Here is a 26,405-nt window from a genome sequence, read left to right on the forward strand (position 1 = left end):
TCGTGGAGATGGGGGGAATTGAACCCCCGTCCGATGCAGCATTGTCAGGGCTTCTCCGGGTGCAGTCTGCGTGGCGTTTTCTCAGTCCCGGCCCTCGTGCAGACACGTGGCCGACGGACTCAGTCGCGAAAGTGTTCTCCAGACGCCCGCGACGAACGGCTGGAGCAGTGGCCTCCTGATTGATGCCAGACCCCGGGTCGAAGGCGAACCCGGGCTGACAGTCACCTAAGTAGTCTGGTTGCGCTTACGCCGCGAGGGCGAAGGCGTTCTGAGACTTGGCGACGTTGCTCTGAGAATTGGCAACTATTGTTTTACAGAGAGCGTTTACGAGATAACTCTGCGTCCTCGACCCGCTTCCCCTGTCTCAACTCACATCGTCGAAACCGATCATCCCCGTATTTTGTTGTCAAGCACCCCGCCGCAGCGGGACACACCATTCTACCGCGCGGTACCCGCCGACCGCAAGCATTCGCCCCGGACCCTCAGCCCAGGTTCTTGTAGCGCATGGCCCGCTGGGCCTCGCGGTTGTCCTGCTGCTCCCGCAGGGTCTGGCGCTTGTCGTACTCCCGCTTGCCCTTGGCCACGGCGATCTCGACCTTGGCCTTCTTCCCGTCCACGAAGTAGAGGGACAGCGGCACGATCGTGAAGCCGGACTCCCGCGTCTTCTGCTGGATCTTGTCCATCTCGCTGCGGTGCAGGAGCAGCTTGCGGCGGCGGCGGGCGGAGTGATTGGTCCACGACCCCTGCAGGTACTCGGGGATGTGGACGCCCTCGAGCCACAGCTCGCCGTCGGTGAACTGGCAGAACCCGTCCACGAGCGAGGCGCGCCCCATGCGCAGGGACTTCACCTCGGTGCCCATGAGCGCGAGACCCGCCTCGTAGGTGTCGAGGATGTGGTAGTCGTGCCGGGCCTTTTTGTTGTTGGCGACGACCTGGCGACCAGTGTCCTTCTTGGCCATGGGCCTCCTCCCTGGGGACGGTGCGGACGGGAACGTGCCGCGCACCGGGGCACGCGGCAGATCCTCCATCCTACGCCACGGCCCTCGCGCGGGACCACGGCCGGCACCCGGACCCGGCGGCGCCCCGCCCAGGAGCGTCGCCCCAGGTCACCCCGCCGCACCCGGTAGGCTGGGCGGATGCTGGAGCCAGTCCCCACCGAGCGCCCGCCCGCTGCGGACGTCCTGTACCTCGTCGGCACGAGCGGTCACCCGAACTTCGGCGACGAGTTCATCGCCGCCTCGTGGCTGCGCTTCCTCGCCCGCGCCCGGCCCGGCGCCGAGGTGTGGCTCGACTGCCCCCACCCGGGGCTGGCGTCCCACCTGTTCGACGGACTGCACCCGGGTCTGCGGACCACCGACACCCTGTGGCGGCTCGCCTTCGAGACGACCGGCATGGACCCGGCCGCGGCGGACGCCCACGTGGACCGGGTGGTGACGCACCTGGGGTCCCCGCGCTACGACCTCGGCCTGCTCGGCGCCCGGCGCGCGAGTTCCGTGCACTTCCTCGGGGGCGGGTACCTGAACTCCATCTGGCCGCACCACGCGCGCCTGCTCCGGGCGGCGCTGCGGCTGCGCCAGGTCTCCGGGGCGCGGCTGGCCGCCACCGGCCTGGGCCTGGCCCCCGCCACCGACGCCGAGGGCCTGCGCGCCGCGCTCGGCGCCTTCGACCACGCCACGGTCCGTGACGCGCCCAGCGCCCAGCTCGCCCGCGCCGACCGCGCCCCCGACGACGCCTTCCTCGGCCTGCCCGGCCTCGCGGGCTTCACCGGCGCGCCCGCCGAGGGGACGGACGACGGCGACGTGTGGGTGTGCCTGCAGAGCGACATGACCGAGCCCGGGATCCTCGACGGCGCCGTCGCCGCCGTGCGGGCCGCGCTGACGGGTCCGGCACTGGCGGGCCGGACCGTGCGCTACCTCGAGGCGATCCCCGGCGCGGACCGCGCGGCCTTCGACCGGCTCGCCGACCTCGTCCCCGAGGAGAACTTCGTGCCGTTCACGCGGCTCTGGCAGGAGGGCTTCCCGGCCCGGCCGGGTCAGACGTGGATCACCTCGCGGTTCCACTTCCACCTGCTCGCCGCCGCGTGCGGCGCGGAGGGCACCGCGCTGGAGGTCAGCCCCGACTACTACCGCGTCAAGCACCAGTCGCTGCTCGAGGCCGGCACGGGGTGGTCCGTCACGCCCACCGGCGGCACGGAGCCGTACGCGCCCGCCCGGTCGCACGCCTTCCCCGCCACGGCCGCGCGGCTGCACCGCACCAAGCTGCGGGAGGCGGAGGAGCTGTACCCGGCGGCAGCGGCCCCCGAGGACGACCCCGCCGGGACGGAGCCCCGCACCCGGCCGGGACGGACGGTGGCGCGCTTCCTGCGCCGCTGAGCGCCCGCCCTCCCAGGGCACCGGGCCCCGGCCGGTCGCGGGACCGGCCGGGGCCCGGTCAGGGGTCCCGCGGGAGCTCAGGCGTCGGCCGGGGCGTGGCGCTGGTCGGCGCGCCAGCGGATCCCGGCGTCGACGAAGCCGTCGATCGCGCCGTCGAAGATCGCGGAGGGGTTGCCCTCCTCGTGGTTGGTCCGCAGGTCCTTGACCATCTGGTACGGGTTCAGGACGTAGGAGCGCATCTGGTCGCCCCAGGACGCCTTGACGTCCCCGGCCAGCTCCTTCTTCTTGGCGCTCTCCTCCTCCTGGCGCTGCAGGAGCAGCCGCGACTGGAGCACGCGCAGCGCGGCGGCGCGGTTCTGGATCTGGGACTTCTCGTTCTGCATGGACACGACGATGCCCGTGGGGATGTGGGTCATCCGCACGGCGGAGTCCGTGGTGTTCACGGACTGCCCGCCGGGGCCCGAGGAGCGGAAGACGTCCACCTTGATCTCGGACTCGGGGATCTCGATCGAGTCGTCCTGCTCGATGAGCGGGATGACCTCCACCGCCGCGAACGAGGTCTGGCGCCGCCCCTGGTTGTCGAAGGGGGAGATGCGGACGAGCCGGTGGGTGCCGGCCTCGACGGACAGGGTGCCGAAGGCGTAGGGGGCCTTGACCTCGAAGGTCGCGGACTTCAGGCCCGCCTCCTCCGCGTAGGAGGTGTCCAGGACGGTGGTCGGGTAGCCGTGGCGCTCCGCCCAGCGCAGGTACATGCGCATGAGCATCTCGGCGAAGTCGGCGGCGTCCACGCCGCCGGCGCCGGAGCGGATGGTCACCACGGCCTCGCGCTCGTCGTACTCGCCCGAGAGCAGGGTCTGGACCTCCAGCCGGGAGAGCGCCTTCTTGACCGCGGCGAGCTCCTCCACGGCGAGCTCCAGGGTCTCCGCGTCGTCCTCCTCGGCGGCCAGCTGCACCATGACCTCGATGTCGTCGATGCGGCCGCCGAGCTTCTCGAGCCGCTCGAGGTCGGACTGCTTGTGGGAGAGCTTGGAGGTGATCTTCTGCGCCGCGGCCTGGTCGTCCCACAGGTCCGGGGCGGTCGCCTGCTGCGAGAGCTCGGCAATGTCCCGCTTGATGGCGTCGACGTCGCTCACGGCCTCGATGGACGCGAACGTGGAACGGAGGGCGGAGATCTCTGCCGGGAAGTCAAGGGAGGCCATGGAAGCCAAGATTATCCCATGGGGGCAAATCGCCCCGGCCCGGCCCGGCGCCCCTCTGGCAGGATGGTGCCGAGAGGAAGGAAGCACGATGCGCATCCCTCGCACGCTGGCCCTGGTCCTCGCCGGCGGGAAGGGCTCCCGGCTCGGCGCCCTGACCGAGAAGAAGGTCAAGCCCGCCCTGCCCGTGGCGGGCACCTACCGGCTCATCGACGTCGCCCTGTCCAACCTCGTGCACTCCCACCTCTCGGACGTGTGGGTCGTCGAGCAGTTCCTTCCGCACAGCCTCAACCAGCACCTGGCCAACGGGCGCCCCTGGGACCTCGACCGCACCCACGGCGGGCTCCAGGTCCTGCCCCCGTACCAGGGCACCGAGGGCGAGGGCTTCGCCGAGGGCAACGCGGACTCGCTCTACCGGCAGAAGGACCTGATCCGCGACTTCGCCCCGGACCTGGTCCTGGTGCTCAGCGCCGACCACCTGTACACGCTGAACTTCCTCGACGTGATCGACACCCACCTCGAGCGGGGCGCCGACCTGACCGTGGTCACCACGCTCGTCGACGAGGACCCCTCCCGCTACGGCGTGGTGCAGGCCGACGACGGCGGCCGCGTCACCGGCTTCGACTACAAGCCGGACGAGCCCCGGGGGCGGCTGGTCGCGGCCGAGATGTTCCTCTACGACGCGGAGAAGCTGCTGGAGGCCCTGGACCTCGTGCACGAGCAGGAGGGCGGGCTCGAGGACTACGGCAACGACCTGGTCCCGTGGTTCGTGGCGCACCGCAGGGTGGTGGAGCACCGCCTGGACGGGTACTGGATGGACCTGGGCACCCTGCAGTCCTACTGGACCGCCCACATGCAGATGCTCGACGGCGACGGCGTGGCCCTGGACGACCCCGGCTGGCCGATCCTCTCGGCCCAGCCGCAGCGGGTGCCCGCCCGGATCGCCGGCAGCGCCGAGCTGCGCGGGTCGATGGTCGCCGCGGGCGCGATGGTGCGCGGCGCCGTGGAGCACTCGGTGCTCGGCCCCGGCGTCGTCGTCGAGGAGGGCGCCACGGTGCGCAGCTCGGTGCTGCTGGACGGCGTCCGGGTGGGAGCCGGGGTGACCCTCGAGAACGTCCTCGCCGACACGGGAGCCGACATCTCCGCGGGTGCGCACGGCGCCGCGGGCGCCGTGACCCTGATCGACGGCACGGGCGCCGTGGCGGCCACCGAGGAGTTCGACCGCGGGGCGGTCCTGCCCCGCGGTCACTGAGCCCTCCGCGGACCGGTCCCGCCTGGGCGGGACCCGCCCGGGACGGGACCGCCCGGACGGATCGTGTCCGGGCGGGACGCTAGTGGGCGTGGCGGTAGGGCTGCGGCTCGGGCAGCCCGGCGCGGGCACGCACCCGCCGGCCGAGGCGCTCGATGGAGGTCAGCGCCGCGGCGACGTCGTCCGCCCGCACGGTGAAGGGCATGCTGTGGATGGTCTCGCTCTCCACGGTGGCGGCCCGCGCCACGGCCCGGATCTCCTCGGTGTCCTCCGCGCGCAGCCCGATCTCCGTGAGGGTGGTCGGGAGCCCGACCCGGGTGGTGAACTCGATGAAGTCCACGATTTCCGAGCTCGGGGCGCCCTCCAGCACGAGCTGGGTGATGGAGCCGATGTTGACCTTCTGCCCGTGGGCCAGGCCGTGGGTCTGCGGCGCCGCGGTCAGTCCGTTGTGGACGGCGTGGGCCGCCGCCAGTCCGCCGGACTCGAAGCCGAGCCCGGAGAGCAGGGTGTTGGCCTCGATGACCTTCTCCAGTGCCGGGGTCACGACGTGGTCCCGGGCGGCGTCCATCGCCACGAGGGCGTTGTCCCACAGGACGTCCCAGCTCAGCCGGGCCAGGGCGGTGCCCGTGAGGGTGGCCGTGCCCCCGGCCATGGTCAGCGACCCCGAGGCGGCGGTGGCCCTGGCCTCCAGCCAGGTGGCCAGGGCGTCGCCGACGCCCGCCGCCAGGAAGGTCGCCGGCGCGTTGGCCACCAGCTGGGAGTCGACGAGGACGAGGTCGGGGTTGCGGGGGAAGAACCGGTACTCCTCGAAGACGCCCTCGTCGGTGTAGACGACCGCCAGCGCCGAGGTCGGCGCGTCGGTGGAGGCGACGGTGGGGACGCTGACCCACCGGATCCCGGCGAGGAACCCCGAGGCCTTGACCGCGTCGATGGTGCTGCCGCCGCCCACGGCCACGGCCACGTCGGCCCCCGCCGCGCGGATGACCGCCGTGAGCCGGTCGATCTCCCCGGCCGAGGGGATGCCGTTGAAGGCCTCGCGCGTGGTCGCCATGCCGGCCCGCGCCAGGGACGCCTCCACGTCGTGGCCCACGAACCCCCAGACGACGTCGTCGGCCACCACCAGGGGTGTCTGCCCGACGGCGGCGAGATACTCTCCCAGGCAGGCGATGGCGCCCGGTCCCTGGACGTAGCGTCCTGGGCTGATGACGGAGCGGACGGGAGCGTCCATGGCCTTCTCCTTCGACGACGGGGCCGGCAGGTCGTTCCCCCCGCCGTCCGGGATGATCTCCCGGGTGCCCGCCAGCATAGGAACGTCCCCGCGGCCGGCACCAGGGACGTTCTCGCCGGCTGAGAAACCGGGGACGCGTCGCCGTCGCCTCCCGCCGTCCGGGCCGGGCCGCGCCCCGGTCCTCACCGCGTGGTCATCACCCGGTAGTGCTCCTCCACCTGCTTCCTGGGCAGCTCCTTGGTGTAGACCGCCACCTTGCCGACGGCCCCGTCGAAGAACGACCTCAGGTCCCGGGTGCCGACGCGGAACGGCGCGCTGCCGCGCCGGGGCACGACGACCGTGCCGTCGTGCTCCAGGTCGTCCTGGTCCATGCGCTGCCCGTTGCGGTAGATCTTCGTGTAGCCGTGCGGATAGTCCCCGCCCTTGTCCTTGGCGTTGATGACGAGCACGTAGTGGATCCACTCCCCCCTGCGCACCGGCACCTGGAAGTAGGACCCCGGCCCCTCCCCTCCGGAGGGGTTGAACGCGTAGCCGGAGATGCGGTTCGGCCGGTTCTCGGAGTTGCTCTTCGAGTACATCCGCGCGACGTACTCGTGGTTCCTCGGCGCGCCCTTGCCCATCCAGTGCACGTACCCCGAACCCTCCTGGGACCGGAAGTCCAGCGCGTCGGGGCGCATCCACGCCTCGACGGTGAGCACGCCGCGCGTGCCCGCGCTGACGGCGGCGGCATCGGGCACCTGGAGGTACTGACCGGTGCCGTCGAAGTCCGCGGCCGTGTCGCCGTTGGGCAGGGTCGCCCGCTTCGGCTTGCCGTGGTAGCTGCCGTGGAGCCTGCCCACCAGGTCCTTCTCCGTGCCCGCACCGGGGCTGCGCATGGCCCAGTACGCGGCGGGTCCGTCCTTCCGGACGGTGTCGTCGTAGGAGAGCGGGCGGGCCGCGCTCCGCAGGACGTCCCCGGGATCGTCCCGGGCGGCCGACGGCGGAAGCCCTGCGATGCCCAGCGCCAGCGCGAGCAGCAGCGTCAGCACGCCCTGCACCGGCGTGCTCCACCGTCCCCGCGCGCGAACAGTGCTCATGTCGAGACCTCGATGTGGTGTCGGACGGGACCGCCCGCACCGGTTGCTCCCGTGGTGCGCGTCCCGCTCACTGCGGTGCCGGCCGTGCGGCCGCACCGGACGTCGTCGCGACACCTCCTCCCCACCAGGACCGATGCACTCCCGAGGACCGGTCCGGAGGAACATCCCCTCGGCACCAGCGTGCGCCGCCGCGCCCGGGCGGTCAATGAGATCGCGCCGAACAGCACCCGAACGGTGACCATCTCCGTCGCCCGGTCCGGGGCCGGCCCTGACGTCTGCGAGCGCCGTGCCTCCCGCACCGGCCGAGCCGCCCCCGGAGCGGCCGCGCGGGTCAGCGGAACCGGGTGGGCCGCGTCATCGGCCCAGTCGCGCGCGGGCCTCGCTCGTGGCGGTGATCGGGATGCCGTCGGGCACCAGGAGGTTGACCACCGGCGGGTGCACGACGGCGGCCAGGGTCACCTCGGCGGTCCGCCCGTCCGGGCTCCCGGTGGGTGCGGCCAGGGCCAGGCCCGGCGTTCCCGCCCAGGCGCTGACGGTGTCGAGGTAGGCGGTCGCCGCCCCTGCCACGGCGTCGTCGTCCAGGACCGTGACGGGCGGGGCGCCGCCCGTCCCCGGCTCCAGCGCCACGAACGTGTCGGCCGCGGCGAGCGCGGCGTTGTCGGCCAGCACCTGCAGCTTGCGCTCCCCCACGTAGACCGCGGTGACCCCCATGACCACGACCGTGAGCAGGAGCAGCACGACCGCGAAGCCGATGACCAGGATCGTCACCTGCCCGTCGTCCCGGTCCTCGCCCCGGGCGTGGTCCCGGTTCTGGTCCCGGCTCCCGTCCCGGCGCGGGCCGGGTCCGGCGGTCCGCCCGCTCATCCGTAGCGGCCGATCACGACCGTGGCCGAGGACGTCAGCACGGCCACGTCCAGGTCGGTGAACCCGGGCACCAGCGGCAGCGGGACCTCCAGGGTGGCGTGCACCGTGGCCACCGCACCGGGCTCCGCGCACGCCCCGTCGGAGCACTCGAGGCGGAGCGCCAGCCGGTCGGGGGCGAAGCCCTGGTCCGCGGCCGCCAGCCGCGCCGCCGCGGTCAGCCCGGTGTCCGAGAGCGCACCGGGCTCGGCCCGGGCCAGCACCTGGGACGCCTGCTGCGCGGCGGCCACCACTCCGAAGGCCCCGGCCTGGACCTGGGCCACCGCGAGCACGAAGTAGACCACGGGGACGAGCAGCAGCGTGCCCAGCGCCACGAACTCCACGACCGCGCTGCCCTCGTCACCGCCCGCAGTCCTCCCGAGCACATCGGGCGGCCCGGCCGCACGGGCCGTCCCGGTCGCTCCGATCGCGCCGGTCGCTCCGGTCGAGGCGGGCGAGGCGGTCGAAGCAGCCGTAGCCGTCGATGCCGCTGCTCCGCTGGAGGCAGGAGCTTCAATCCCCGAGGACGGCATGGCCGCGCACCTCCAGGGAGTCGGGCGGACCGAACAGCGCCACCACGGGCAGGGGCGAGACCACCGTGATCTCCAGGGTCCGCAGCTCGCCCACCGCCGCGGTGGTCGCGACGACGTCCTGGGCGTACCGGGGGCCGAGGGCGCCGGAGACGATCCGGCGGGTCCGCTCGACCCCGTCCTCGGGCGACCGGTCGGCCAGGGTGCCGTACCGGGCGCCCGCCGCGGCGGCGTCGATCAGCGTGTTGCGTACGTGCAGGGCCAGGGCCAGCTGCAGCGTGGCCGCGAAGATCATCGCCACGAGGCCGGCCACCATCACGTACTCGACCACCGCACTGCCCCGGTCCGTCCCCGGGGGCCCAGCGCCTGGCCGGGCGCGCTCCTCGCCCATCCTCAGTTCTGGCTCACGCGCGCCATCGCGTCCTGGAAGAGCCCCTCCAGGGCCGGCTGCGCCACCAGCAGCAGACCGGCCACGAGCACCGCGGACATCAGGGTCAGCATCACCCAGCCGGGGACGTCCCCGCGGTCCGGATCATCGGCGGCGAGCCGCTCGCGCAGCGCGGCGAGGGTCAGGGCGAGGACGCCGAGCAGGGCGGCGAGCCGGTGGAGGTGGATCATGGGGTGTGTCCTTTCCTGGAAGGCTGCCGGTTCCCGGCCGCCCGGATGAGAGGTCAGAAGCCGAGCTCCAGCACGGCGATCCCGGGGAACACGGCGAACACGACCGTCAGCGGCAGCACGCAGAACACGAGGGGCACCATCATGGCGATCTCCTTGCGCCCGGCGGCCTCCATCAGCTCGCGCTTGTCGTTGTCCCGCACGTCCTGGGCCTGGGCCCGCAGCACGTCCGCCAGGGGCGTGCCGCGCTCGATGGCCACGACGATGCCGTCCACGAACCGCCCGATGGGCGCCACCGGGGTGCGCGCGGAGAAGTCCTGGAGGGCGTGCACGAGTCCGGCGCCGGACCGCGTCTGTGCGAGCACCGCGCGGAACTCCGCGGTGAGCTCTCCCTCCGCGACCCGGCACACCCGCTCGAGCGAACCCACCGCGCTCTCCCCCGCGCCCACCGACAGCGCCATCAGCTCGGCGACGGCGGGGAACTCGGCCAGCATCCGGGCCTCGCGGAGCCGGATCCGCCGGCTCAGCAGGTGCCCGCGCAGCAGGTGCCCGGCGGCCGTGGCCGCGCCCACGGCCAGCAGCACCCCGCCGGGACCCGTGCCCCAGCGCGCCTCGGCGGCCACGCCGAGCAGGACGCCGAGCAGCAGGCCCCCCGTCGCGCACAGGAGCTGCTCGGCGCGGAAGTCCGCCGCCGTGGTGCTGACGCCCGCCCGGACCAGGCGTCCCTCCAGGGCCGCCGACGGGGCGGCGTGCCGGAACACGCGGTGGGCCAGCCCGCGCACGACCGGGTCCAGCCCCGCTGCGGCCCGGCCGGGTGTCCGGGCGGAGCGGCGCCCGGGGCGGGCGAGCAGCGCCGACTCGACCTCCACTGAGCGCAGCTGCGGGGCGATCCGGGTCGCGAAGGACGGCCGGCCGGTGACCCGGGCGCCGGTGAGCACCAGCCACAGCCCGGCGGCGTGCACCAGGCCGAGGAGCACCAGCAGGGCGGGGGTAGCACTCACCGCAGCACCCGCTCGGGCTCGGGCAGGGCGCCGATCCGCAGCATGAGGCGGTAGGCGATCGTGGAGACGAGCAGCCCGCCGATCAGCACCAGGGCGCCGGCCGGGGTGTCGTAGGCCCGGATCGCGGCGGGCTGGGTGGCCATCAGCGCCAGCACGATCCACGGTGCGGCCACCGCCAGCCGGGCGGCGTTGACCGTCCAGGACTGCCGGGCCTCCAGCTCTCCGCGGGTGCGGGTGTTCTCCCGCAGGAACTCGGACAGCGTGCCGAGCAGCCGGCCGAGGTCGGTCCCGCCCACCTCCCGGGTCACCCGCAGGGCCTCGACGATGTTGTCGGCCACGGGGTCGGCCAGCCGGTCCTTGAGCAGGGTGAGCGCGCCCTGCAGCTGCCCCGAGGCGCGGTAGTCGGCGGCGAACCGGGCGAAGGCCGGGCGCACCGGCTCGGGTCCGCGGTACTGCAGCTGGATCAGCGCCTCGGGCAGGGACATCCCGGCCCGGATCGCCGAGCGCAGGTGGTCGACCACGTCGGGCCACACCTCGCGCAGGGCGGCCGCCCGGTGCCGGGCCCGGTGCTGGACCACCGCCAGGGGAACCCAACCGCCCAGGACGGCGGCGCACAGGCCGAGCACCGCCGCGCCGGTGACCGCGGCGACGAGCAGTCCGCTCAGCGTCCCGGCCGCGGCGCAGGCGGCCAGCAGTCCCGCCGGACCGACCCGGGCCAGGTCCGCGCGCAGCAGCAGCTCTCGCAGCCGGCCGGGCCGGCGCGGGCCGGCCGCGCGCGGCGCCTCCTCGGCCCAGCAGGACCACCAGAGCAGGAACACGCCCGCCCCCAGCAGCACGCCCAGCGCCGCGCTCACCGCGCTGCTCCGACCGGGCCGTCGTCCGCCAGCAGCTCGCTCACCCGGTGTCCGGCCCGCTCGAACTTCCACGCCGCCGGCGCCTCGGCGGCCACTGCCAGCAGGGCGCCGTCCGTCTCGGCGAAGACCGGGTACGTCTCGATCACGCCGTTCTCGACCCGGTTGCCGATCGCGAGGATCTCGCTCACCCGGCGGCGGCCGTGCCGGTCCCGGTGGCAGTGCACCACGAGGTCGAAGCACGAGGCCACCGTGGGCACCACGAACCCGGAGCTGATGTTCTCCCCCGCCAGCAGCGGCAGGGTGCAGATCTTGGTCACGGCGTCCCGGGCGGAGTTGGCGTGCAGGCTGCACATCCCCGGGAGTCCGCTGTTGAGCGCGATGAGCATGTCCAGGCTCTCCGCCTCCCGGACCTCCCCGACCACGAGCCGGTCCGGGCGCATCCGCAGCGCCTCCTTGACGAGCCGGCGCAGGGGGATCTCGCCCGTGCCCTCGAGATTGGGCTGACGGCACTGCATCCCCACGACGTCGCGCAGCGGGACCTGCAGCTCGAAGATCTCCTCGACCGTCACCACCCGCTCCCGGGGGCCGATCGAGGCGCACAGACAGTTCAGCAGCGTGGTCTTGCCCGCCTGTGTGGCGCCGGAGACGAGGATGTTGAGCCCGCTGGCCACGGCCGCGTCGAGGAAGCGCGCGGCGCGCGGCGGCAGCGCACCCAGCTCCACGAGGTCGTCCAGGCGCCGGGCCCGGGCCACGAACTTGCGGATGTTCACGGCCCAGTGCCGGCGCGTCACGTCCGGGATCACCACGTGCAGCCGGGACCCGTCCGGCAGCGCCGCGTCCACGAACGGGGAGGACAGGTCCAGGCGACGGCCCGAGGACTTGAGCATCCGCTCCACCAGGTTGCGGATCTGGGCCTCGGTCAGCACGAGGCTCGTCAGCTCCGACTCCCCGCCGCGGGCGGCGTAGACCTCCGCGGGGCCGTTGATCCAGGACGTCCCCATGATGGTTGCAGGACGTTGGAAGCTGCCGTACGCCGCGTAATTCCGGGGATTCCGTAGTTGTAGGTGATGGCGAGGCACAGGGCTCCTGCGGATATTCTGCGGACTCCGTGCGGACTGCGGTCGGACTCCGTGCAGACAGTCAATATCACTGCCAAGTAATTACTGGAGAGATCGATGGAGTGCCGGGCCCTACATGGACCATATGTCGCCCAAGCTGCGCGCACAGGCCGCCACTGCCAGCCGGCCATCCACTGAGACCGCGGTACCGGTCGCCGCGTGACCCAATACGGCCGCCTCCGTGGCGTGAGCCTTGACGCCAGCGCGCCTCTAAGCGCTCTCTAATGCGAGGGCAGGAACCCTCAGGGGCACAGCCCCGCTTGCAACCGAGCCCTGTGCTTGACATAGGAGACTCTCATGACTCAACCACCCGAACCTCCTTTTGTCCTGTTCCCTACAGCGGTAAACGGGCAGGGAGTCAGTCCACGACACACTAGACAAGTACAATCCGCCGATTTAGCAGAGTTTGCCTGTAACGTGCGACATGTTTATGGCCCAGAGTAAGAACTTATCCAAATTTCAAATGCTCGAACATTTGTGCCGATAAGTGCAAGCCAAAACAAGGAGGAGAAAATGTCAGATGACATTAGAATTGTTGGCCTCGATGGTAGGCCCGTTAGTAACCCGGAAATTCATCAGGATCTCGTCAATGCAATTCGTGATTCAGGCGACCCCAATCTCCTAGGGGACTGGGTTGCCCAGACTTACCCCAAGAGCGCGGAGGCAGTAAATCGCGCAGACGGCGGCAAGATCACACTTGACATTAGGGAGTACCTTGATGCGCTCGATGCGCGAGAACTAGCACGTAAAATTGCATACTTAAAACAGTAAATCGCAGTCGCTGCCACGCCCAATGAAGTACGTGAACTCATCTACGATGTGATATTTCCGCGGGGGTACCGCTCGGCTTCTTTGCCATTCTGGACCGTTGAGATACCTGCAGGAACCAGGCCGCTTTATCGAGTTCGTGCCCATATGAAAGACCCATCGGAGGTAAAAAATGTAGCGGACATTTGGGCCCGTCCGGACGGTGGTTCTGCGGGGCGGGTCAACCGAAAAGGACAACGCGTGCTTTATCTGGCATTGGCGACGGCACATCTGGCTATGGTTGAAGCCAAGGCAAACCCGGGCGATTACGTTGCCGTAAGCCAATTCATCGCAACTGAACCGCTCATTTTGGTTAACATTCGAGACATGGACTCCCCGGTCGGGCTTACCATAAAGCAAGAACGAAAGTTAAAAGCCATGCGGGATTTGTTCAATTGGATCTTCAACTATTCCGGTCATGATCCCGATAATCCTCGATACGAAGCCGCGCAGGTTGTTGCGCTTGATTATCGTTTGGTAATCCCTCCAGCAGTCGGATGGGGGTACCATTCCGCCTTGGTCGACAGTCCATGGGCCTTCAACGTAGCCATTGATGCCGACCGAGCAAAAAACTTACTACGTCTGGTCAATACGCAAGTCTTCTACTATGAGGGGGACCCAAATCCACGGTTGATACGACATTCATCGCTAATACCTGCCAAGAAGAACGTAGAGCCCAGCACGCCCCTAATCCCGAGTCTCCCTACGAAGTTTTTTTGGAATCCACCGCCTCGGTAAGAAGCAATTCCAATTTAATATAGAATGAATAAACCATTCACCATGCGATGCATTTTTATCACGAAGAAGAAAGCCCTAAGGACTCCCTTTGCCTAGAAATCACTTCCTTGATATTGAATCCCGCAGGCCATGTTGTCTTCTCGTCCCAGGATACAACATTGTATTTTTCAGGATCCCATACGTTTGTTGATACGAATATGGCTTCATCTACTTCAGGAGTTCCAAAATTTACGCCAGACAGGTCGGCCTGAGAAAAATTAGCCCCAGCCAGGTCGGCGCTCGACATATCAGTCAGTTGCAATTCGCTATCAGATATCCATCGACTTGCTATTTGTTTCATGCTTGCTCCCGTAAAGTCTGCGTTCACAAGTCCCGCCTTGCGGAAGTTACAGCCTCTCAAAGTAGCATTCGAAAAATTGGAACCACGAAGTTTGGCGTCTTGAAAGATTACTTGATTAATATTCATGCCAAAACAATTCAAATCAAATGCCTGGACGTCCGTTAGGTTTGCTTTCGACATGTCACATTGGGAGATATCCGCATTGGATAGTTTCGCCCCAGTCATGTCAGAGTTGGCGAAGTTTACGCCATGCAAGTCGACTTTAATTCGCTTAGACTCACTCAATGGAACCGGGTGTCTGACTTCAGCAAGAGGAATGTCGGTCCGCATGTCTGCCTTATGCAACTCCGCGCTAGAGAAGTTCGCATTCCTAAGGTTAGCTCCTGTAAACTTAACCCTCGTCATACTGGCGCTTGTAGCGTTTACATTCTGCAATTTCGCGCCGGAAAAGTCCACATCTTCGCAGTATGCTTTCGTTAGATTGGCGTTTTCCAGGGTCGCCGAAGGCATTTTCGCGTTCGCCAAATTCGCCCAGGCCAGAGTAGCTTCCGTGAGATCTGCCTCACGGAAGTTCACGTAGGCAAGAGTTGCCCTAAAAAAGCGAGCTTTGGCGAGATTGGAGCCCATGAAGTTGGCTCCTCCTAGATCGGCACCATTCAAATCAATTATGGAACTTGGCCAAAGCCATGCTGAGCTTTTGATCGTGTGGTCCCGAATCACGGAAATGGCTGCTGTTCTCACTTCTTTGTCACTGTTGTCCACTAGGGACGCCCGCAGATAAGCGCAAATTAGTTTAATGGACACATTTCGCTGGTCCTTGCGATCTGCTTCATGCCATTCATCGGCCAAGGCGGCCAGTGAATAGATACCCGCTAACCGAACAGGCTCGTTATTGCTTGCTAGTTGATCCGCAATCGTGGTAAATCTATCTTGGCGAGCCGACATGACTTCACGCTCGTGATCTCGAATGGCTTTCTCTCGTTCACGCTTGTCAGTTATTGCAGCCATTGACTCTGCGCTTCGACGAGATTTGGTGGCCGTAATGAAACCAACAATGATACCCAATGCGACAATTAGACCGCTAAATATTGTGGCCATGGGTTGCGTGAGTCCGGTGGCCTCACTGCCGGGATCCACCGGTGGTGCGGGCGGAGTGGAGCCCAGTGTCGACAGCGCAAGTTCCAGGAGCATACATACATCTTTACATATGTCGAGTTGCCACCTTGTCGTACCGCCATCGGTAAAGAAAGTGTGCGAATGCCGCCCGGCGTAGCGGGGTTAAGTGTTAGCAAGGACGTCATGATCGGCGATGTGCAACGACGCATATGCATCCGGACGAACGGTGCTGGCGCGTTGGGTCGGGTTGGGGCCACTCCTCCGCTCCCACTGTTAGTCGGGCTCAGTACTCGACGCATCCAGACTCGCCGGGCGCCTTATTGGTGGCGAACACGGTGCCGTCTGCTTCATTCACGTAGACGGAGAAAAGCTTCCCCCAGTCATCGCGGAACGCGCTTTTGAGGGCCTCGCAAACCTCCACTGCTTGCAGCGCAGGAGCCGAGCCGTCCAAGCCCCGGGGGTCCACCAAATTCGTATCGGCCTCCAGCCGCATCGTAGTCCCGTCGGCGCTGAACTCCTGGTCAACGTCCATGACGACGCCCTCAAACTGCCTGCCCCATTGGGTAGCGAGGAACTGGTCAGTGACGTCCCCATCAGCCGGGACAGGCTCGGCGGTGGGCTCAGGTTCGGCCGGGGGCTTTTCTGCCGGGGCGGAAGTCTCTACAGGGGCCGGCGACTCTGCCAGGGCTGAAGATTCCTTGGGGGTGGGCGACGCTGCCGGGGCTGAAGATTCCGGGGGCGCTGAGGGGGTCGACGTCGGCGTGGCCGTGGGCTGGGTGCCCTCTACGGCGTAGCCCAGGGCGATAAGGCCGCCGCAGCCGCCCAACAGCAGAACGGCGCTGACAGTCAGGCAACCCAACAGGCGGCGGCGCTTCTTGGGGAAAGCGGTTGGGCTGTCGGGGGGAACAGGGGGAACGCTGCTGGCCATGGAGACTTCTTTCTAACGGGGGTTCCTCCCCCCACGGTATTAGCGAAAGTGACCGACCGCCTATCGTGGCTATCAATGACTTCAGCGGGTCAGACCAGGGTGCCAACCCCGGGGAGAGAGACCGCTATGCCGTAGGGAGCGGGCCGAACCGGGGGGGTGGGGTCCTTCCCCCACCCCTAGACCAGTCGTGGCGCCTTGCCTTGCTGTTATGGACCTGGCCGGACGAGGGTTTCAACCAGCTCGCCTGCATGCCCGCTGGCCAATCTTTGAGGGCTGTGCGGCCGCTGTGGCAATCTGCGGCCGCACGCCCGTGACCCGGTCTAGTGGCTTAGCGCGCTGCGCTTATGTGTGCCCTATGACCGGTTGCTCACGGTTTCCCGGGCCAGGGCAGCAGTGATCTGTTCCAGTGTGTCCTGCTTCTGTCGCGTGCTGTTCAGACGCAGGCTGACGCCCTGGTAGTCGCCACGGGCCACGCTCAGGATTGCGAGGTCAAGGTCCTGCTTCCCATCCTCGGCGAGACGGCGCACAGCGCGCGTGGTCTCAAGCTGGTCCTCGTTCAGGACGACCCTCTGCTCCCCGATGCTCCTGGCAATCTGCTCCACGACGGCGCCCTCAATCGCCAGGATGGGCACCAGCCTGTTGAGGGAGCCGTAGCCGGTGCTGATCACAGTCGGGTGAATGCCGGCGAAGATACCGAGCCGGGCCAGCTCCCGTCGAGCAGTCGTCAGCGCGGCCCCAGCATCCCGCGCCACGGCCGCCTCAGGGTCAAGGGGGCGGGCGGGGTCCAGCTTGGCCGCGGCCTGGATCAACCCCCGGGCGGTCTTCTCGAAGGCACCCCGGAGGTCCCTGGCCGCCTCATCGGTCAGGCGGGGTCCACGTGCGGCCAGGGCCTCCCGGCTGCCACGTGTCCAGGTGCCGCGCAGCAGATCGAGGGCCTGAGCGTCGGCCAGACGTCCCCGGACACTGTCCAGCCATACGGCCGGGTCCTGGTCCGGGTTGTCATGAGCCTCAGTCACAAGCTGCCGGGCGAGAGCGGGGGCATCGGGAAGCTCCCGCAGAGCGTCCCCAATTACTTTCCCCGGAACGACGGGGGCCTCAAGGCCGGCGGAGAGATAGGCGGCAACCACGCCCTCGGGGACGCTATCGGGAAGCCGAGTCGCAGGATCGTAGTTCGGTCGCAGATTCATCTGGGTGGGCATGAAGAAGTTCCTTATCGTTCAGTTGTTATGGGAGGAGTTGAGGTAGGCCGCCAGGCTCAGGGCCTCGGGGGTCTCATGAGCGGGGACGAACCGCTCGGCGGCCCAAGCTCCGAAAAGCTCGGCACGCGAGGGGTCGGGGGTCCGGTCGTGGTGATCGGTGGGCAGGTGCTCAGACATAGTCAGGGCTTTCTGTGAGTGGGTTTCTGGCAAATCGTTGGTTAGGCGGCACAGCCGATGGGATTCGCTGTCGTTGCTCGGATGCACCGGATAGGAGCACGCGGGGCACCATCGGCCGGTGACCGGTACGGCGTGGCCGTCTTGGTCGGTATAGCGAGGCAGACCGCCCAGCGGGTCGTTGCTCATGCCGCCCCCTGGGCCTCTGCCAGGCAACGCTGGCACGGGACGTGGGGCGGACTACCGTGGCGGCAGTCCCCTCCCCCACCGGGGGCCTCGGTAACGTCGGTTACGGGAGTAACGCCGTAGGTCGGGGGCACATACCCCCTTTCCTACTGGTCGAGGGACACGGGGGCAGCGGTACTAGATGCCAGATGCCATCCGGCCGAGATGTTTGGCTGAAATGCGCCGTCACTGCCGTGACCGCTGTTACCGATATCCGGGAACAGGGGAGGGAGGTAACGCGCCCAGGCATCAGCGAAGTGCGCCCGGCGATAGCCCTTTGCCGTCGTGCCCCCGATCCGGATGGTGTTGTTGGTCGGGACCTCATACTTATTGACCATCTGGGCGAAGCCGCGGCTGTCGAGGGGCTCTCCCCTGATGGACGCCCATGGCGCGGTTTCCATGGCCCTCAACGCAGCCAGGAGCTCCATAGTGGTCATTGCCTCACGCCCTTCGAAAGCCGTCCGTACGTCCCCCAGCAGGCGCACGCCGAGCGTGATGGGCTTCGTCTTGGCCACGGCGACGAATTTGACGGCCGCGTCCCGTGCCGTGGAGGGCCAATGTCCACCCGCGGCGTCCGCGATGGCGAAAAGGGGCTCCCAGATGTCCGCATTCCGATCCTCGATCCCCTCGGGTAGGTCGGGCCAGTCATCCCTGACCTGGTCAAAGATCCGAGCCGTGGCCCGGGCCAAGCGGGCGTTGAGATACTGAGAGTCGGCCGCGTACCTACGGCGCCGGTAGGGCTGCAGGCTCTGGTCCGGGCGGCGCTTTTTCATCGGCACGATGATGGAGCGCGTCATCAGGGTGTCCGGCAGATTGCCGAGGCCGGCCAGAGCCACGGGGCAGAAGCTAGGCCAGTCCTCAGGGATCAGCTCGTTGCCGCGGGTGGTGACACGGCCAGCTGTGGCGCCCTTGCGGTAACCGGAGTTGAGCAGTCCGCGCAGGTCCTCGTTACCGTCGGCCTTCTTGCGGCTGAACACCGCGTCGGCCTCGTCCATGAGCAATGTAGGCAGGCCGTCCGGGTCGCTGATTTTGCGGAATACGTAGGCCACCGAGGCGTCGACCGTGAGTACCGCGCGCGGGACCAAGGCCTCGGTGATTTCCATGGCCCTGGACTTGCCCGATCCCGGTTCGGGAGAGAGGAACGCCAGCCGAGGCGTGTTCTCGAACGCGTCCACGATGTGCGCGTGCGCGATCCACAGTGCATGCACCGGGGCAGCCTCATCGGTCGGGTAGGCAATGAACCGCACAGCGAATGCCTGAACGTCGTCGAGTATCTGACCGAGGTCATCGCTCACGCGGTACCCCTCCCCTCAGTGCTCACCGGGCGGCCGGTCCAAAAGTCCACGGGGCCACCGGCATAGGTGCAATTTCTCGCGGCCCACTCCCCCGCCTGACGGCGGGCGTCGGTTACCCCGTCCGCCTCGCTGAGGGCGTGGGCAGTGTGGCGCCAGTCAGCGTCCTCAGCCGTCATCGCGTAGAACACCCGGGCGGCATGCTCCGCGCTGGCCGCATTGGTCTCGGTCTTATCTGCAGCACCCTGCCTGTAGCCAATGGGGACACCGTCGAGACGGCCGGCCTGGTAGTGCAGGAACGTGTGTTCAGTGAGTGCTGCATGGAGCTGCTCAGACAGTGTCTTGCTACAGTGATCGTGATGCATGAGGGGTCCTTCCTGATGCGTCGATTGGCTTTCGGCCCTCGGTGTTGCTGCACCGGGGGCCTTTGCTGTTTTTGGACATGACGAAATAGCGGGCGCGTGCCCGCTGCCGAACTGACCGCGATGGTCCGGCGCGGCTGGGATGTACGGACTCCCGGCTAGGTCCTATTTAGTTTTCAAACAGCATTTGCTGCGGCCGTAGCCAGGCAGGGTGACCCGTTGCCGGGTCAAGTAGTCGTGGTCTCCTCGGCTGTGAACTGCGCCTCGATGAACGCCTCCACGTCGGCGGCACGGAACATGCGCCGTCCCAGAATCTTGGCCGACTTGGGAGCGGTCCCCTTGTGGACCTGGTAGCGCAATGCGGCCGGCGTCTTGCGCAGCAGCTCGGCGGTCTCCTCCAACGTCAGCAGCCTATTGACCACGTTCCCTCGTCTCTCGAATATGCTGTTTATTCGTTGCAGGAATACCGTAGCTTTCTTCGGGACTGGTGTCAATCGCGTGGGGAATGTAGTGTTCCGTCGTATGGAGAATGAATCGTTTGAAGGACCATCAGCGGAACTTGCCAACATGGGGGAGAAGTATTTCGGTGCTCGAATCAGGGACCTGCGTAAGGAACGCGGATACAGCCAAGAAGCACTAGCACAAGGGCTGTCTATGACCGGGCGGTCTTTCAGCCAGTCGACAGTGGCGAAGATAGAGAACGGCACTAGGCCGACTTCGGTAGGTGAGTTACACCTGCTAGCTGCACTTCTCGATGTAGAGATCACCGACTTTTTTATGTCTGAAGAAGACGCCGCTGTGTACCGGCACCTGTCCGCACAGGCATCGAAGTGTGCCCGACTAGCCCAGGAGCTCGAAGAGCTTGCCAACCGTGAAGTGCAGGTACGGGCTGAGTTTGAGCTCGCCACAAAGAGGTACGAGGACATGCTGAACGGGCTGTCCCCGGCAGACCGGATGACGTTGGAAGGCAAACATGGCAAGCATCAAGAAACGCCCTAACGGCTCCTGGCGTGCCCGCTACCGCGACGGGGACGGCAAGGAACACGCTCGGCACTTCCCTCGGAAGATTGACGCGCAGCAGTGGCTGAATACTGTGACGGCATCCCAGGTACGTGGCGATTACGTTGACCCCAATGCTGGCCGCGTCACCTTCCGCGATTTCTACGGCTCCTGGGCGCCGCTCCAGCTTTGGGAGGCCGGCACTCGGGAGAACATGGACCTTGTCGTGAAGCAGGCGCCGTTCGCAGACGTCGAGCTCCGTCAGATCCGGCGATCCCATATGGAGGGATGGGTGCAGCAGATGGTTGGCCGTGAGCTGGCACCACGGACAATCCACACGCGGGTCAGTCATGCTCGATCGGTGTTTCGTGCTGCGGTCCGCGACCAGATCATTTCGAGAGACCCGTCAGACGGGGTCCGATTGCCCCGTGTCAGGGCCCGCGAGCATGCCATGGAGGTTCCGTCGGTTGAAGACGTCCGAGCTCTCCTGAAGTCCGCTGATCCTTCTTTCCGCGCCGCCGTCGGGCTCGGGGCGTTCGCTGGACTGCGGATCGGCGAGGCAAATGGAGTGCAACTGACCGACATCGACTTCTTGCGGCGAACCTTGCACGTCGAACGCCAGGTCCAGCGGCGCGCGCCAGGACCGGTCGAGGTTCGAGCCCCCAAGTACGGATCGGAGAGGACGATTCACCTCCCGGACGGCCTCCTTCAGATGCTGTCCACCCACCTTGAAGAGGTAGGTGTGTACGGCTCTGACGAGTGGCTGATACCGGGCAGGAACGATGGTCCCATGTGGCCGCGGTCCATGGATTACCAGTGGAATAAGACAAGGGACGCTGCGGGGCTGTCCACGAAATTCCATAGCCTGAGGCATTTCTACGCTTCCGGCCTCATTGCCGCAGGATGTGACGTCGTGACTGTTCAGCGCGCACTCGGGCACAGGTCCGCGTCGATCACGCTCAACGTCTACAGTCACCTATGGCGGTCCGCAGAGGACCGGACGCGCAAGGCTGCCCAAGGGCTCATGGATGAGGTCATGTCCGATCCTGCGGACTCCGTGCGGACTGCAGCACAGTTGCCCCGTGCGGACTAGGCGCAACATATCTAATGGTCCGTTGATCCAGATCTCCTCGATCCGCGGGTCGTCGAGCAGCGGCTGCAACGGGCCGAACCCGGCGACCAGGTCCAGCAGCACCCGCCGGGCGGCGTCCAGGTCCGCCAGGGCCGGCAGCACCCCGCGCGCCGAGCGCTGGTCGTAGTCGCGCACCGCGGCGTCCACCAGCTCCCGGGTCCGCTCCAGCTCGAGCACCGGGTCCAGCCCCCGGCGCCGGATCAGCTCCCGCACCTCGGCCTCGACCAGCCCGAGCGCGTCCTCGGAGAGCAGTGCCGTCATCCGTCCCCCTGCGCGTTCCCCGGCGCGGGATCCGCGCCGGCGGCGCTCCCCCCGGAGCGCATGCACAGGAACATAGGCCGATCCCATGTCGTCCCCACAACCCCCGTCCGGGCTCCTGTGGACAGCCGTCGCTGACCTGCGACGTTGTTCCCGTCCGGAAACACATGAAGTGTCACAGGATGCGGGCGCATGGAAACAGGTCGGCGAGGGCGACGTCCGAAGAGGGCGTGCAGGCCGGGCCGTAGGGTGGGCGGGCGAACACGCTCCCCACCGGGCGTCCGCGTCACGGCACTCCCGTGCCGCCCGCGCTGCCCCCGATCGCAAGGACCGCCGTGACCCATGTGACCACCGAGCAGGACGGCACACGCCCCGACGTCGCCGCTCGTCTCCGGGCGCTGCTCCGCGCGGGCGTCCCCTACGCCGGGAACCTGCTCACGAGCGCGGCCGGAGCGGCCCTCGGCCGGCACCTGGTGGCCCCGTCACCGGTCCCGAGGGCAGCCGTGCCCCGGGACTGGCCGGCCGTCTTCGCGCACCGGGGCGGCGCCGAGGTCGCCCCGGAGAACACCCTCGAGGCGTTCCGGGCCGCCGCGGCCGTCGGGGACGTGGTGCTGGAGCTCGACGTGCAGGCCTCCGCCGACGGCACGGCCGTGCTGATGCACGACCTCACGGTGGACCGCACCACGGACGGGACCGGCGCCGTCGCGCTGATGTCCGCCGCGGAGCTCCAGCGCCTGGACGCCGGGCACGCGTTCACCCTCGACGGCGGGACCTTCCCGTGGCGGGGGCGCGGGGTGCACGTCCCCACGCTCGCGGAGGTCTACGAGGCGTTCCCCGAGCACCCCGTGGCGATCGAGCTCAAGGGCAACCGTCCCGGCGCCGAGGAGATCGTCTGGCGGGCCGTCCGGGCGGCGGGTGCCCAGGAGCGCACGCTCGTCGCGACGAACCGCACGGCCTCGATCCGGCGGTTCCGGCAGGTCTCCGGCGGGGCGGTCCCCACGGCGGCGTCCCCCACGGAGTTCGCGGCCTTCCGGCTGCTGTGCCTGCTGGGCCTGCTGGGCCTGCACCAGCACCACACGCTCCCGTTCCAGGGCCTGCAGCCGCCGGACTCGCTCCTGGGCCTGCGCGTGCTCACGCCCGGACTCGTGCGCAGCGCCCAGCAGGCGGGTCTGCGGGTGGACGTCTGGACCATCGACCGGGAGGACGACATGCGCCGTCTGCTGGGGTGGGGGGTGGACGGCGTCATGACGGACCGGCCGGACCTGCTGTCCCGGGTGCTCCGGGAGGCCTGATCCGCGCCGGGGCCGGTCAGGCCGCGGGGCGCTGCGCCGGGGAGGTCTCGGCGAAGTCCCGCACCGAGGCGCGCTGGGCGTGCTCCGGGGCCGGGGCCCAGGGCCGCTCCGCCTCGGCGACGGCGATGTGCCGGGCCAGCCGGGTCACGTTGACCTCCTGCTGGCGGTTGCGCAGCGCGGAGGTGGCCTGGGTGATCATGAAGATCACCACGAAGCCGTACAGGACGAGGTCGGTGCCGCGTCCGATCCCGAAGAAGTGGGCCACGCCCGTGAGCAGGTCGGGGAAGAAGATGGACAGCGCCGCGAAGACGAAGAAGGCCAGGCCCACCACGCGTCGGATCGCCTGATGCTTCGCATTGGCCCCACCGCGGATCAGGACGAGCGCGCCATAGCCCACGGCGAGGACCAGCAGGATCTGCACGGCGTAGATCATCGGACAGGTCTTCCCTTCGAGAGTGCGGACCGAGTGCGGACCGGGTGCGGACTACTTGACGAACAGTTCGGCGAGGATGTTCACGCCGTTGAGCAACGACTGCCCCTTGGCCCTCGAGTAGTCCGTGTAGATGATCTCGACCGGATGCTCGACCCAGCGAGGCCGGATGTCGGCGAGCTGGTTGACGATCTCGGACGCGTGCGCCATGCGGTTCTGAGTCAGCCGGATCCGGGCCAACGTGCCCCGGTCGATGGCCCGCAGCCCATTGTGGGCGTCGGAGAGGTCCATGCCGGTGGACAGCTTCGAAAAGAATGCGGCGGTGCGCAGCACGACCCGCTTGAGCGCGGACACCTTGGTCCGACGGTCGAGGAAGCGGGAACCGAGGACAACCTCGGCCTCTCCCGTGCGGATCCGTTGCACCATGTCCCACGCGTCCACAGCACGGTGTTGGCCGTCGGAGTCGAACGTCACCACGCAGTCCATCCCGGGATCCTGCAGGGCGTACTCGAAGCCGGTCTGCAGCGCCGCGCCCTGCCCCAGGTTGATGGGGTGCTGGACGACGACGGCGCCGGCCTCGGCGCAGATGCGGGCCGAGTCGTCGGAGGATCCGTCGTCGACGCAGACGACATGCGGGAAGGTCCTCCGGAGCTCCTCCAGCACCTCTCCCACTACTGCTGCCTCGTTGTACACGGGCATGACGATCCACACGCGATTCACCACGACATTCTCGCACAGGTCGAGACCCGGCCCTCCGGGCGGCTCCCCTTCGGTAGGCTGGATAGGTCCGCGAGGGACATCCGGCATCCCCCGGCTCTACGACGACACCCTCGCCGGTCCCCCGCCCTGCCCCGTCCTCAGGAGTCCCCAGCCCATGTCCTGGCCCGCGTTCGCCGCACTCACTCTCTTGTGCATCATTGGGCTCGCCCTCCCAGGGATGCTCCTGACCTGGGCCCTAGGACTGCGCGGCACCGCCCGGTGGGCCTCGGTGTTCCCGTTCACGGTGGCCGGCGCCGGCGGCGGAGCCGTCATCGCGGACATCCTGTCGATACCGTTCACGCCCTTGACCTTTGCGCTGCTCGTGCTCGCGGCCACGTTCCTCCTGTGGCTCGCCAATCGCCTCGTCGTCCGTCGGGCCCGCCCGGCGAGCGCGGCCGTGCCGTCCGGCCAGGCACCGGAGAGCGCCGGATCGCATGCTGTGCGAGCAGCGCGGTCCACGCCGTGGTGGCCGATCGCCGCAGGCACCGCCATCGGGGCGGCGATCATCGGACGGGCCATGTACTGGATGCTCGGCGACCCTGAGAACTTCTCCCAGACCTACGACAACAACTTTCACCTCAATGCCATTCGGTACATCCTGGACAGCGGCAACGGGAACACGCTCACCATGGGCGGGCTGGGCGTCGTAGAATCACGTTTCTACCCCGCCGCATGGCACGATCTGGTCGCGCTCGTCGTGGCGACCACGGACCAGTCGATCCCCGTAGGCGTCAACGTGGTCAACATCGTGATCGCAGCGGTGGCGTGGCCGCTGGCCATCATCTACCTGTCCACCCGGCTCTTCGGCGACCGGCCGGCCGTGCACCTGTCCGCAGGGCTGCTCTCTGCCGCCGCCGCGGCCTTCCCGTACCACCTGCTCAACTTCGGGGTCCTCTACCCGAACATGCTTTCGATCATTCTCCTGCCGGTGCTGCTCGGATTGCTCATTGAGCTCATGGACTTCACGGCCGAGGCCGACGTCAACCCGCGTGGCCGCGTCGTCGTTGCCCTGCTGGCCAACGCGGGCGCCGTGGGGCTCGCCCATCCCTCGTCCTTGCTGCTCGCGATGGCCCTGGCCGTGCCGCTGCTCATCGCCGGTCTCGTGCGATCCGCCGTGCGGCGCAGGCACGACCTCCGCCCGGTGAACGCCCTGGCAACGCTGACAGCGCTGACCGCGCTGACGGTCGCCTACTGGTTCCTGCTGCGGACCTTGTGGTCGGCGGGCCGCTCGGGGACGGCGACAGCGAACGTCTGGCAGCCCTACCAGACCGGTGCCCAGGCCCTCGGTGAGGCCATGCACGGCGCCCCGCCCGGCGGGCCCGCCGCATGGGCCTTCGCGGCGCTCACCATGCTCGGCCTCGCGGCGTTGCTGCGCTCGGGGCGCTGGTGGTTCATGGTGCTGTGGGCGATCGGCCTGTGGCTGTTCGTCGTCTCCTCCTCCGAGCCCGACTTCGAGACCCGCTACGCGGTGGTGGGGATCTGGTACAACGACTTCAACCGGCTGTCGGCCATCATCGCCGCGCTGACCGTGCCCGTGGCAGTGGCCGGCGCGGTGGCCGCGTACGAGTGGTCCATCGGGCAGGCCGAAAACCTTTGGGGCACCGCACGAGTCCGCAGCGCCCGCGCCCGGACAGCTCACGGCTGGCCGGCCCTGGTTGCCGTGCCGGTGCTCTCACTGCTCGGCTTCCTGCCGACCCAGGGCGAGGCGATCTCCGCGGTCGTCGCCAACGGCTCCGCGGCCTACCGGCTCGACGACCGGTCCCCGTTGCTCGACACCGACGAGCTGGCACTGCTCCAGCGCCTGGACGAGACGGTTCCCGAGGACGCCGTCATCCTGGGCAACCCCTACACCGGTGCTGGATTGGCCTACGCGCTGTCGGGAAGGACCGTGCTGGACCCCCATCCGAGGCTCAACCGCTCGGCGGATGTCCAGCTCCTCAACGAGGCGCTGGACAAGATGACCTCCCGCCCCGATGTCTGTCGGACCGTTGAGCGCACGGGGGTGCGCTACGTCCTGGACTTCGGCGACCGCGAAGTGCACGGGCACCAGCACGCCTACGAGGGAATCGACGAGCTCGACCCGCTCAGTGGGTTCACGCTCGTCGACCAGACCGCCCCCGATGCCCGCCTGTTCGAGATCACCGGCTGCTCCGGCCCCTGACCCAGCCGGTGCACGGCGCGAGCTCCGACCCGGTCGGGTGGGCCCAGGCCGTGC

27 protein-coding genes and 1 other RNA gene are annotated in these 26,405 nt (G+C 68.2%); 7 read left to right on the forward strand and 21 right to left on the reverse strand.

The genetic code is table 11. The features are described from left to right. Both ssrA and smpB read right to left on the reverse strand, forming a co-directional pair. Nucleotides 1–395: a transfer-messenger RNA gene (gene ssrA, locus RF640_RS09600) on the reverse strand. A gap of 87 nt (nt 396–482) precedes the next feature. Then, the gene (smpB, locus tag RF640_RS09605; RefSeq protein ID WP_017833660.1) at nt 483–959 is read right to left on the reverse strand and encodes an SsrA-binding protein SmpB; all 477 of its coding nucleotides are present in this window, start codon (nt 957–959) and stop codon (nt 483–485) included. A gap of 177 nt (nt 960–1,136) precedes the next feature. Here smpB and RF640_RS09610 point away from each other — a divergent pair, with 177 nt between their 5' ends. After that, complete coding sequence (locus RF640_RS09610) at nt 1,137–2,372, forward strand: polysaccharide pyruvyl transferase family protein (protein WP_368827613.1); 1,236 nt, start codon at nt 1,137–1,139, stop codon at nt 2,370–2,372. A 77-nt stretch (nt 2,373–2,449) separates the two neighbouring features. Here RF640_RS09610 and prfB read toward each other — a convergent pair whose 3' ends face one another. Next, nucleotides 2,450–3,571, reverse strand: coding sequence for a peptide chain release factor 2 (gene prfB / locus RF640_RS09615; RefSeq protein WP_017833658.1), 1,122 nt, complete (start codon nt 3,569–3,571; stop codon nt 2,450–2,452). Nucleotides 3,572–3,659: 88 nt separating this feature from the next. On the opposite strand from prfB, the gene RF640_RS09620 reads away from it, so the two are divergent. Then, a complete protein-coding gene (locus tag RF640_RS09620) occupies nt 3,660–4,820 on the forward strand; it encodes a glucose-1-phosphate adenylyltransferase family protein (protein WP_109268042.1) in 1,161 nt (386 codons plus the stop codon). Between the two features lie 79 nt (nt 4,821–4,899). On the opposite strand, the gene RF640_RS09625 is transcribed toward RF640_RS09620, so the two are convergent. The 9 genes from RF640_RS09625 to RF640_RS09665 all read right to left on the reverse strand — a co-directional run bounded on the left by RF640_RS09625 (nt 4,900) and on the right by RF640_RS09665 (nt 12,022). After that, complete coding sequence (locus tag RF640_RS09625) at nt 4,900–6,123, reverse strand: glycerol dehydrogenase (protein WP_017833656.1); 1,224 nt, start codon at nt 6,121–6,123, stop codon at nt 4,900–4,902. Between the two features lie 104 nt (nt 6,124–6,227). Beyond that, complete coding sequence (locus tag RF640_RS09630; RefSeq protein WP_031283094.1) at nt 6,228–7,121, reverse strand: LamG-like jellyroll fold domain-containing protein; 894 nt, start codon at nt 7,119–7,121, stop codon at nt 6,228–6,230. Between the two features lie 354 nt (nt 7,122–7,475). Beyond that, complete coding sequence (locus RF640_RS09635) at nt 7,476–7,985, reverse strand: pilus assembly protein TadG-related protein (RefSeq protein WP_017833654.1); 510 nt, start codon at nt 7,983–7,985, stop codon at nt 7,476–7,478. After that, nucleotides 7,982–8,407 carry a hypothetical protein gene (locus RF640_RS09640; protein WP_237740443.1) on the reverse strand — a complete coding sequence of 142 codons (426 nt, stop codon included), beginning with the start codon at nt 8,405–8,407 and terminating at the stop codon, nt 7,982–7,984. The genes RF640_RS09635 and RF640_RS09640 overlap by 4 nt, the downstream gene beginning before the upstream one ends. 127 nt (nt 8,408–8,534) lie before the next feature. Beyond that, nucleotides 8,535–8,942, reverse strand: a complete 408-nt coding sequence (locus RF640_RS09645; RefSeq protein WP_052132955.1) for a TadE/TadG family type IV pilus assembly protein — start codon at nt 8,940–8,942, stop codon at nt 8,535–8,537. A 2-nt stretch (nt 8,943–8,944) separates the two neighbouring features. Further along, entirely contained in the window at nt 8,945–9,169 is a 225-nt protein-coding gene (locus RF640_RS09650) for a hypothetical protein (protein ID WP_368827618.1), read from the reverse strand. Between the two features lie 53 nt (nt 9,170–9,222). Continuing rightward, entirely contained in the window at nt 9,223–10,167 is a 945-nt protein-coding gene (locus RF640_RS09655; protein WP_017833650.1) for a type II secretion system F family protein, read from the reverse strand. Then, nucleotides 10,164–11,021, reverse strand: coding sequence for a type II secretion system F family protein (locus RF640_RS09660; protein ID WP_017833649.1), 858 nt, complete (start codon nt 11,019–11,021; stop codon nt 10,164–10,166). The genes RF640_RS09655 and RF640_RS09660 overlap by 4 nt, the downstream gene beginning before the upstream one ends. Further along, nucleotides 11,018–12,022: a CpaF family protein gene (locus tag RF640_RS09665; RefSeq protein ID WP_368827620.1), complete on the reverse strand. Its 1,005-nt coding sequence runs from the start codon at nt 12,020–12,022 to the stop codon at nt 11,018–11,020. The genes RF640_RS09660 and RF640_RS09665 overlap by 4 nt, the downstream gene beginning before the upstream one ends. Nucleotides 12,023–13,147: 1,125 nt before the next feature. Here RF640_RS09665 and RF640_RS09670 point away from each other — a divergent pair. After that, entirely contained in the window at nt 13,148–13,684 is a 537-nt protein-coding gene (locus tag RF640_RS09670; RefSeq protein WP_368827622.1) for a hypothetical protein, read from the forward strand. A gap of 58 nt (nt 13,685–13,742) precedes the next feature. Here RF640_RS09670 and RF640_RS09675 read toward each other — a convergent pair whose 3' ends face one another. From RF640_RS09675 to RF640_RS09700, 6 genes are all read right to left on the reverse strand, one after another. Further along, nucleotides 13,743–15,215, reverse strand: a complete 1,473-nt coding sequence (locus tag RF640_RS09675) for a pentapeptide repeat-containing protein (protein WP_368827624.1) — start codon at nt 15,213–15,215, stop codon at nt 13,743–13,745. Between the two features lie 208 nt (nt 15,216–15,423). Beyond that, entirely contained in the window at nt 15,424–16,068 is a 645-nt protein-coding gene (locus tag RF640_RS09680) for a hypothetical protein (protein ID WP_368827627.1), read from the reverse strand. A 353-nt stretch (nt 16,069–16,421) separates the two neighbouring features. Then, nucleotides 16,422–17,267 carry a hypothetical protein gene (locus RF640_RS09685; protein WP_368827629.1) on the reverse strand — a complete coding sequence of 282 codons (846 nt, stop codon included), beginning with the start codon at nt 17,265–17,267 and terminating at the stop codon, nt 16,422–16,424. 18 nt (nt 17,268–17,285) lie between these two features. Continuing rightward, nucleotides 17,286–17,444, reverse strand: coding sequence for a hypothetical protein (locus RF640_RS09690; RefSeq protein WP_368827631.1), 159 nt, complete (start codon nt 17,442–17,444; stop codon nt 17,286–17,288). Nucleotides 17,445–17,773: 329 nt separating this feature from the next. Continuing rightward, the gene (locus RF640_RS09695; protein ID WP_368827633.1) at nt 17,774–18,961 is read right to left on the reverse strand and encodes a DUF3631 domain-containing protein; all 1,188 of its coding nucleotides are present in this window, start codon (nt 18,959–18,961) and stop codon (nt 17,774–17,776) included. 586 nt (nt 18,962–19,547) lie between these two features. Further along, nucleotides 19,548–19,721, reverse strand: a complete 174-nt coding sequence (locus RF640_RS09700) for a helix-turn-helix domain-containing protein (protein WP_368827635.1) — start codon at nt 19,719–19,721, stop codon at nt 19,548–19,550. Nucleotides 19,722–19,842: 121 nt separating this feature from the next. On the opposite strand from RF640_RS09700, the gene RF640_RS09705 reads away from it, so the two are divergent. Together RF640_RS09705 and RF640_RS09710 are read left to right on the forward strand one after the other, a co-directional pair. Further along, nucleotides 19,843–20,319 (forward strand): helix-turn-helix domain-containing protein, encoded by a 477-nt coding sequence (locus RF640_RS09705; RefSeq protein WP_368827637.1) that lies wholly within the window; start codon nt 19,843–19,845, stop codon nt 20,317–20,319. Between the two features lie 451 nt (nt 20,320–20,770). After that, on the forward strand, nt 20,771–21,412 hold the full coding sequence (locus RF640_RS09710; RefSeq protein ID WP_368827665.1) for a tyrosine-type recombinase/integrase: 642 nt from the start codon (nt 20,771–20,773) through the stop codon (nt 21,410–21,412). Here RF640_RS09710 and RF640_RS09715 read toward each other — a convergent pair. After that, nucleotides 21,296–21,712, reverse strand: coding sequence for a hypothetical protein (locus RF640_RS09715; RefSeq protein WP_368827639.1), 417 nt, complete (start codon nt 21,710–21,712; stop codon nt 21,296–21,298). The two genes, RF640_RS09710 and RF640_RS09715, sit on opposite strands and share 117 nt — an antisense overlap. A 332-nt stretch (nt 21,713–22,044) precedes the next feature. On the opposite strand from RF640_RS09715, the gene RF640_RS09720 reads away from it, so the two are divergent. Beyond that, complete coding sequence (locus RF640_RS09720; RefSeq protein ID WP_368827641.1) at nt 22,045–23,001, forward strand: glycerophosphodiester phosphodiesterase; 957 nt, start codon at nt 22,045–22,047, stop codon at nt 22,999–23,001. A gap of 16 nt (nt 23,002–23,017) precedes the next feature. On the opposite strand, the gene RF640_RS09725 is transcribed toward RF640_RS09720, so the two are convergent. After that, complete coding sequence (locus RF640_RS09725) at nt 23,018–23,434, reverse strand: DUF2304 domain-containing protein (RefSeq protein ID WP_136341343.1); 417 nt, start codon at nt 23,432–23,434, stop codon at nt 23,018–23,020. 51 nt (nt 23,435–23,485) lie between these two features. Then, entirely contained in the window at nt 23,486–24,151 is a 666-nt protein-coding gene (locus RF640_RS09730; protein ID WP_368827667.1) for a glycosyltransferase family 2 protein, read from the reverse strand. Nucleotides 24,152–24,305: 154 nt separating this feature from the next. On the opposite strand from RF640_RS09730, the gene RF640_RS09735 reads away from it, so the two are divergent. Continuing rightward, the gene (locus RF640_RS09735; RefSeq protein WP_368827643.1) at nt 24,306–26,351 is read left to right on the forward strand and encodes a DUF6541 family protein; all 2,046 of its coding nucleotides are present in this window, start codon (nt 24,306–24,308) and stop codon (nt 26,349–26,351) included. The last annotated feature ends 54 nt before the right edge of the window (nt 26,352–26,405 follow it).

The sequence above is a fragment of the Kocuria sp. CPCC 205231 genome (genome assembly GCF_040980965.1).
In the GTDB taxonomy this organism is placed as follows: domain Bacteria; phylum Actinomycetota; class Actinomycetes; order Actinomycetales; family Micrococcaceae; genus Kocuria; species Kocuria rosea.

What these genes read in the sequence shown, in the direction of transcription:
- smpB (WP_017833660.1), bottom strand. Translation starts at nt 959, where the DNA reads ATGGCCAAGAAGGACACTGGTCGCCAGGTCGTCGCCAACAACAAAAAG.
- RF640_RS09610 (WP_368827613.1), top strand. Translation starts at nt 1,137, where the DNA reads ATGCTGGAGCCAGTCCCCACCGAGCGCCCGCCCGCTGCGGACGTCCTG.
- prfB (WP_017833658.1), bottom strand. Translation starts at nt 3,571, where the DNA reads ATGGCCTCCCTTGACTTCCCGGCAGAGATCTCCGCCCTCCGTTCCACG.
- RF640_RS09620 (WP_109268042.1), top strand. Translation starts at nt 3,660, where the DNA reads ATGCGCATCCCTCGCACGCTGGCCCTGGTCCTCGCCGGCGGGAAGGGC.
- RF640_RS09625 (WP_017833656.1), bottom strand. Translation starts at nt 6,123, where the DNA reads ATGCTGGCGGGCACCCGGGAGATCATCCCGGACGGCGGGGGGAACGAC.
- RF640_RS09630 (WP_031283094.1), bottom strand. Translation starts at nt 7,121, where the DNA reads ATGAGCACTGTTCGCGCGCGGGGACGGTGGAGCACGCCGGTGCAGGGC.
- RF640_RS09635 (WP_017833654.1), bottom strand. Translation starts at nt 7,985, where the DNA reads ATGAGCGGGCGGACCGCCGGACCCGGCCCGCGCCGGGACGGGAGCCGG.
- RF640_RS09645 (WP_052132955.1), bottom strand. Translation starts at nt 8,942, where the DNA reads ATGGGCGAGGAGCGCGCCCGGCCAGGCGCTGGGCCCCCGGGGACGGAC.
- RF640_RS09650 (WP_368827618.1), bottom strand. Translation starts at nt 9,169, where the DNA reads ATGATCCACCTCCACCGGCTCGCCGCCCTGCTCGGCGTCCTCGCCCTG.
- RF640_RS09665 (WP_368827620.1), bottom strand. Translation starts at nt 12,022, where the DNA reads ATGGGGACGTCCTGGATCAACGGCCCCGCGGAGGTCTACGCCGCCCGC.
- RF640_RS09675 (WP_368827624.1), bottom strand. Translation starts at nt 15,215, where the DNA reads ATGCTCCTGGAACTTGCGCTGTCGACACTGGGCTCCACTCCGCCCGCA.
- RF640_RS09680 (WP_368827627.1), bottom strand. Translation starts at nt 16,068, where the DNA reads ATGGCCAGCAGCGTTCCCCCTGTTCCCCCCGACAGCCCAACCGCTTTC.
- RF640_RS09685 (WP_368827629.1), bottom strand. Translation starts at nt 17,267, where the DNA reads ATGCCCACCCAGATGAATCTGCGACCGAACTACGATCCTGCGACTCGG.
- RF640_RS09690 (WP_368827631.1), bottom strand. Translation starts at nt 17,444, where the DNA reads ATGTCTGAGCACCTGCCCACCGATCACCACGACCGGACCCCCGACCCC.
- RF640_RS09705 (WP_368827637.1), top strand. Translation starts at nt 19,843, where the DNA reads ATGGAGAATGAATCGTTTGAAGGACCATCAGCGGAACTTGCCAACATG.
- RF640_RS09710 (WP_368827665.1), top strand. Translation starts at nt 20,771, where the DNA reads ATGGAGGTTCCGTCGGTTGAAGACGTCCGAGCTCTCCTGAAGTCCGCT.
- RF640_RS09715 (WP_368827639.1), bottom strand. Translation starts at nt 21,712, where the DNA reads ATGACGGCACTGCTCTCCGAGGACGCGCTCGGGCTGGTCGAGGCCGAG.
- RF640_RS09725 (WP_136341343.1), bottom strand. Translation starts at nt 23,434, where the DNA reads ATGATCTACGCCGTGCAGATCCTGCTGGTCCTCGCCGTGGGCTATGGC.
- RF640_RS09735 (WP_368827643.1), top strand. Translation starts at nt 24,306, where the DNA reads ATGTCCTGGCCCGCGTTCGCCGCACTCACTCTCTTGTGCATCATTGGG.